Below are 531 nucleotides of genomic sequence, written 5' to 3'. Positions count from 1 at the left end.
TGTGTCTTCTCTGACACAAGCAAGTATGGATGAACGTGAAGATAGTTCGGCAGGTAGTACGTATTATTCTTGCTCTGGCTGATGAGAATCAGCTTTTTCTCTGCCAGTGTGGCAATATGCCGCTCTACAGACTTGGAACTGCATCCCAGATTTCGGGCAATCATCTCAATGGTGGGGTAGCACTGGCTCTTGTCGCTCATATACGCGACAATATCGACGAGAATCAGCTTCTCATACGGACTTAGACCGTAGCACCGATGAATTTTATGCGGCAGGATGGTATATCCCTTATGCTGTCCTGTAAAGTTGCTCTCCTTGGCAACTTCGTCCATATACGCATTAGCAGGTTTGGTGTTCTTAGTCAACCAGAAGTCGTTGTACTTCGTTTTCATATGCAATTCCTTCCTTCTTGTGCTGTTATGCCGCCACTAAGCGCCTGTGGAGTAGGAAAGGCGGCTAGCCCGACACGTAGCCTTACCTGTTCGATGTCAACTGGTCGTCACCAGATTTATTGACTTGCACAGTAACTAT

1 protein-coding gene is annotated in these 531 nt (G+C 46.9%); it reads right to left on the bottom strand.

Translation table 11 applies throughout. The features are described 5' to 3' along the window. On the bottom strand, positions 1–392 hold a 392-nt coding region (locus JFN88_RS15495; protein WP_233167914.1), incomplete at its 3' end, for a helix-turn-helix domain-containing protein. Between the last annotated feature and the right edge of the window lie 139 nt (positions 393–531).

Origin of the sequence: Paenibacillus roseus (genome assembly GCF_016424485.1) — a bacterium.
Taxonomy (GTDB): Bacteria; Bacillota; Bacilli; order Paenibacillales; family Paenibacillaceae; genus Paenibacillus_D; species Paenibacillus_D roseus.
This window is presented reverse-complemented; position numbering and strand designations above follow the sequence as displayed.